The organism is Accumulibacter sp. (genome assembly GCF_023806565.1).
Classification (GTDB): Bacteria; Pseudomonadota; Gammaproteobacteria; order Burkholderiales; family Rhodocyclaceae; genus Accumulibacter.
The window spans coordinates 1-5,628 of sequence record NZ_JAMTDV010000025.1 but is presented as its reverse complement, the minus strand read 5'-3'; the positions used below and the strand labels follow the sequence as shown (position 1 = coordinate 5,628).

The 5,628-nt window shown below is 65.1% G+C and carries 3 protein-coding genes; all 3 read left to right on the top strand.

Going from position 1 to position 5,628, the window contains the following annotated elements; all coding sequences use genetic code 11:
* Nucleotides 1-122 precede the first annotated feature (122 nt).
* The 3 genes from NFV80_RS03220 (at nt 123) to NFV80_RS03210 (ending at nt 5,477) form a co-directional block, all read left to right on the top strand.
* Entirely contained in the window at nt 123-1,220 is a 1,098-nt protein-coding gene (locus NFV80_RS03220) for a branched-chain amino acid ABC transporter substrate-binding protein (protein WP_295329476.1), read from the top strand.
* Nucleotides 1,221-1,373: 153 nt separating this feature from the next.
* A complete protein-coding gene (gene putA / locus NFV80_RS03215) occupies nt 1,374-4,514 on the top strand; it encodes a bifunctional proline dehydrogenase/L-glutamate gamma-semialdehyde dehydrogenase PutA (RefSeq protein WP_296757825.1) in 3,141 nt (1,046 codons plus the stop codon).
* A 48-nt stretch (nt 4,515-4,562) separates the two neighbouring features.
* Entirely contained in the window at nt 4,563-5,477 is a 915-nt protein-coding gene (locus NFV80_RS03210) for a branched-chain amino acid ABC transporter permease LivH (protein WP_295329480.1), read from the top strand.
* Nucleotides 5,478-5,628 lie beyond the last annotated feature (151 nt).

The window sequence follows — 5,628 nt, the reverse complement described above, 5'->3', positions numbered from 1 at the left end:
CTCGACGCGTTTGTCCGCCGGGACCCCGACGCGGCGGCAGAACTCACTCGGGCGCACGTGCTCGATGCGGGTGCGTCACTTGTCCGTTATCTTGACAACCACCGTAACAAAGGAGGAAACCCATGAACAAACACTTACTGGCGACCGGCTTCAGCCTGTTTGCCCTGGCAGGCAGCAATGCCTATGCGGATCACCTGGTGGCGATTGCCGGTCCGATGACCGGTCAGTACGCTTCGGCCGGCGACCAGATTCGCAAGGGTGCGGAGATGGCGATCGCCGACATCAACGCCAAGGGTGGCGTCGTTGGCGAGAAACTGAAGCTGGAAATCGGCGACGACGCTTGCGATCCCAAGCAGGCAGTCGCCGTCGCCAACCAGATGGTCAACAAGAAGATCATCTTCATGCACGGCCACTGGTGTTCGAGCTCGACGATTCCGGCGTCCGAAGTCTATGCCGAAGCCAACATCCCGATGGTTACGGTGTCGACCAATCCGAAGGTTACCGACCGCGGCCTCAAGAACATTTTCGCCATCGCCGGTCGGGACGACCAACAGGGTCAGGTCGCCGGTGCTTATCTGGTCGAACACTTCAAGGGCAAGAAGATTGCCGTTGTCGACGACAAGAGCGCCTACGGCAAGGGACTTGCCGACGAGGTCGCCAAGGCCATGGAAGCCAAGGGTGTCAAGCCGGCGCTGCGCGAGTCGATCACCGCCGGCGAGAAGGATTATTCGGGTCTGGTCAGCAAGCTCAAGTCGGCGGGCATCGAAGTCATGTCGTACGGCGGCTACCACACCGAAGTGGCGCTGATCCTGCGTCAGGCGCAACAGGCGGGCCTCAAGCTGACGGTGATGGGTGGCGACACGATGTCCAATACCGAACTGGCGACTGCCGCCGGTGCCGAAGCGAACAATGTGCTGTTCACCTTCGGCCCGGACGCGCGCAAGAACCCGAGTGCGGCGAAAGTGGTCAAGAAGTTCCACGACGCCAAGATCGAGCCGGAAGGGTACGTGCTCTACGCCTACGCCGCTTTCCAGTTGTTCGACCAGGCCGCGAGCAAGGCCAAGAGCACCAGGTACGCGGACATCGAGAAGGCATTGCGCAGCGGCACCTTCGACACGGTCATCGGCAAGCTTTCGTTTGATGCCAATGGCAACAGTTCGGCACCGGCTTTCGTCGTCTATCAGTGGAAGGACGGCAAGTACGACTACGTGAAGAAGTAATCGCCCGGCGGCAGGTCCGCAGCGCGCCCCTGCCTGCTGCGGACCTGCCGGATTCGCCACTCCGCGGCGCGGCCGCCGGCAGAAACTGCCTTCCGCTTGCGGACCCTGGCACGCACGACACCGCGTGTCGTGCCCAACCGACTGGAAGATTGCATGAGCGCCAGCAACGAACTGCGTCAGCGACTGCGTGATCATCATCGCATCGACGAAGCCACGGTTGTCGAGGAACTGATCGCGCGCGCCCGTTTCTCCCATTCCGAACAGCAGGGCATCCGCGAAAGGGCAACGCCGCTGGTGCAGACGGTGCGCGACAGTCGTCTGAAGACCGGCGGCATCGATGCCTTTCTCGCCACCTACGACCTCTCGTCGCGCGAAGGCGTGGTGCTGATGTGCCTTGCCGAAGCGCTGCTGCGCATTCCCGATGCGGCCACCGTCGATCGCCTGATTCGCGACAAGATCGGCAGCACCGAATGGGAAAGACGCCTCGGGGAATCGCACAGCACCTTCGTCAATGCCGGCACCTGGGCCTTGATGCTGACCGGGCGCATCGTCAATCTCGACAACGACGATCGCAACCTCAGCGGCACCTTCAAGCGATTGCTCGTGCGCGCCGGCGAACCGGTGATTCGCCAGGCCGTGATCACCGCCATGCGCATCCTTGGCAAGCAGTTCGTCATGGGGCGCACCATCAACGAAGCGCTGGAGCGCGCCCGCAGTGCCGAAAAGGCCGGCTACCGCCACTCCTACGACATGCTCGGGGAAGCGGCGCGCAGCAGCGCCGATGCGCTGCGTTACTTCCAGTCGTACAGCACCGCGATTGCCGCGATCGGAGACGCCGCCGCCGGTCGCCCGGCGTTCGCTGCGCCGTCGATTTCGATCAAGCTGTCGGCGCTGCATCCGCGCTACGAAGTGGCCAACGAGGAGCGCGTGCGTCAGGAACTGCTGCCCGCCGTCAAGGCGCTGGCGGTGCAGGCGAAGGCGCGCAACATCGGTTTCACGATCGACGCCGAGGAAGCCGACCGGCTGGAAATTTCGCTCGATCTGATCGAGGCGCTGGCGACCGATCACGAACTCACCGGCTGGAACGGCCTGGGTCTCGCCGTCCAGGCCTACCAGAAGCGGGCGCTGCCGGTCCTCGACTGGCTGGCCGACCTCGCGCACCGGGCTGATCGCCGGCTGATGGTTCGCCTGTGCAAGGGTGCCTACTGGGACGCCGAGATCAAGCTGGCGCAGGAGCGCGGCCTGGCGGACTACCCCGTGTTCACGCGCAAGGCATCGAGCGACCTTTCGTACCTGGCCTGCGCGCGGCGCCTGTTCGCCGACCCGCAAGCCTTCTACCCCGCCTTCGCGACACACAACGCGCACACCCTGGCAGCGGTTGCCGAGATCGCGATCAGCGCCGGTGGCAGCGACGAGTGGGAATATCAGCGCCTGCATGGAATGGGGGAAGAGCTTTACGACCAGATCGTCGGCGATGACAAGTGGGGACGCGCTTGCCGCGTTTATGCCCCGGTTGGCAGCCACGAGGACCTGCTCGCCTACCTGGTGCGTCGCCTGCTCGAAAACGGCGCCAACTCGTCGTTCGTCAATCGTATCGCCGACGCGGACCTGCCGATCGACGCGCTGATTGCGGACCCCGTCGAAAAGGTGGCCGCGCTGGCCGCAAAACGCCAGACGCGCATCCCTTTGCCGCGCGATCTCTTCGGCGCCGAACGCGCCAACAGTGAAGGACTCGACATGAGCGACAAACCCACTCTCGAAAGCCTGCGCAGCGCGATCGCGCAAAGTGCCAGCGTCAGCTACGTTGCCGCGCCGCTGATCGACGGCAAGTCGCGTGGCGGTGTCAGCAGGCCCGTGCGATCGCCGGCCGACCAGCGCGAGGTCGTCGGGCAGGTGATCGAAGCCGGCATGGGCGACGTGAGCGACGCACTGGCCGCGGCCCAGTCCGCCTTTCCGGCTTGGGAAGGTACCCCCGCGAGGGAGCGCGCGGCGGCGCTCGATCGCGCTGCCGATTCGATGCAGGGGCGCCTGCCCGAATTGCTGGCGCTGATCGTTCGCGAAGGCGGTCGGACGCAGGCCGACGCCGTTTCCGAAGTGCGTGAGGCGATCGATTTCTGCCGCTATTACGCGGCGCAGGCGCGCGAGAAGTTTGCCGAGCCGATCGCGCTGCCCGGTCCGACGGGCGAGCGCAACAGCCTGTCGCTGCACGGCCGTGGCGTCTTCGTCTGCATCAGCCCGTGGAATTTCCCGCTGGCGATTTTCGTCGGGCAGATCGCTGCGGCGCTGGCCGCGGGCAATGCGGTGGTGGCCAAGCCGGCGGAGCAGACGCCGCTGGTCGCCGCCCTTGCCGTCGAACTGCTGAACGGCGCCGGCATTCCGCCCGGCGTACTTTCTTTCCTGCCCGGCGACGGGCGAATCGGCGCCGCGCTGATCGCCGGGCGCGGATGCGCCGGCGTCGCTTTCACCGGGTCTACCGAGGTGGCACGAATCATCGCCCAGACGCTGGCCGGCAAGGACGGTCCGCTGGTGCCGCTGATTGCCGAAACCGGCGGTCAGAACACCCTGATCGCCGACTCTTCGGCGTTACCCGAACAGATCGTCCGCGACGTCGTCGCCTCGGCGTTCAACTCGGCCGGGCAACGCTGCTCGGCGCTGCGCGTGCTGTATGTCCAGGCCGACATCGCCGACCGGGTTTGCGAATTGCTCGCCGGCGCCATGCAGGAACTCGCCATCGGCAACCCGGCCGATGTCCGCACCGACGTCGGGCCGGTCATCGACGAGGCGGCGCGCGAGGCACTCGCTGCGCACGCGCGCTGGCTCGACAGCTTCGCGCTACCGATTTACACCTGCCAGCTCGACGAGGAGGCGACCCGGCACGGCACCTTCTTCGCGCCACGTGCCTACGAGATCGACAGCATCGAGCGACTCGAACGCGAAGTCTTCGGGCCGATCCTGCACGTCGTACGTTGGCGTACCGACGAACTCGATCAGGTCTGTGCAGCCATCGCCGGCACTGGCTATGGACTCACGCTGGGAATCCACAGCCGCATCGACGAAACGATCAAGCGCATCACCGACCGCCTGCACGTCGGCAACACCTACGTGAACCGCAACATCATCGGCGCCGTCGTCGGCGTGCAGCCATTCGGCGGCGAAGGTCTTTCCGGCACCGGTCCGAAAGCCGGTGGTCCCCACTATCTCTACCGCTTCGCCAGCGAACGGACGATATCGGTCGACACCACCGCCGCCGGCGGCAACGCCGGACTGATGGCGCTCGACACGAGCGAAGACTGAAACCGTTCACCAGGACAATGCACTTCGCAGGCAGCTAGGAGGGAGGCCATGGCTCTCGCGCTACAACAACTGATCAACGGCCTGACCTTGGGCGCCGTCTATGGCCTGATCGCCATCGGCTACACGATGGTCTACGGCATCATCGGCATGATCAATTTCGCACACGGCGACATCTACATGGTCAGTGCCTTCATCGCGGTCACCGCGTTCACCCTGCTGGCCAGTTTCGGGCTCAGTTCCGTGCCGCTGGCGCTGCTGCTGGTGCTGCTGGTCGCCGTTCTGTTCACCTCGGTGTATGGCTGGACGGTCGAACGCATCGCGTATCGGCCGCTGCGCGGTTCGACCCGCCTGGCGCCGCTCATTTCGGCGATCGGCATGTCGATCTTCCTGCAGAACATGGTGCAACTGACCCAGGGCGCGCGCGTCAAGCCGATCGCACCGGTACTGGTGGGCGGCATCGACCTGCTGAGCATCGACGGCTTCACCGTTCGCCTCGCGTACTCGCAGATTCTCATCGTGCTGGTCACCGTCGCGCTGATGGTCGCCTTCACCTGGCTGATCACCAGGACCTCGTTCGGCCGCCAGCAGCGCTCGTGCGAACAGGACCGGACGATGACCGCGCTGCTCGGCATCAACGTCGACCGGACGATCTCGCTCACCTTCATGCTCGGCGCGGCTCTCGCTGCCGTCGCCGGGGTGATGGTCACGGTCTACTACGGCGTCGTCGACTTCTTCATCGGTTTCGTCGCAGGCATCAAGGCATTTACCGCCGCCGTGCTCGGTGGCATCGGCTCGTTGCCGGGAGCGATGCTCGGCGGTTTGCTGATCGGCCTGATCGAGGCTTTCTGGGCCGCCTACCTGTCGGCGGAATACAAGGACGTGGCGACCTTCAGCATCCTCATCCTGGTGCTGATGTTCCGTCCCTCGGGGCTGCTTGGCCGTCCGGAAGTGGAGAAAGTGTGATGGCGACGCTCGTCCTTGCCCATCAGGGCGTATCTGCCGGCGACCGGGTCAGGGACGCGGCATCAGTTGCCTTCGTCGCACTGCTGCTCGGCATCCCGATCATCGGCCTGACCACGGTCGACGAGGGTGGTGTCCTGCGCATCGCCACCCG

Excerpts from the sequence above, each read along its gene's own strand:
- NFV80_RS03220 (WP_295329476.1), top strand. The coding sequence starts at position 123 with ATGAACAAACACTTACTGGCGACCGGCTTCAGCCTGTTTGCCCTGGCA.
- putA (WP_296757825.1), top strand. The coding sequence starts at position 1,374 with ATGAGCGCCAGCAACGAACTGCGTCAGCGACTGCGTGATCATCATCGC.
- NFV80_RS03210 (WP_295329480.1), top strand. The coding sequence starts at position 4,563 with ATGGCTCTCGCGCTACAACAACTGATCAACGGCCTGACCTTGGGCGCC.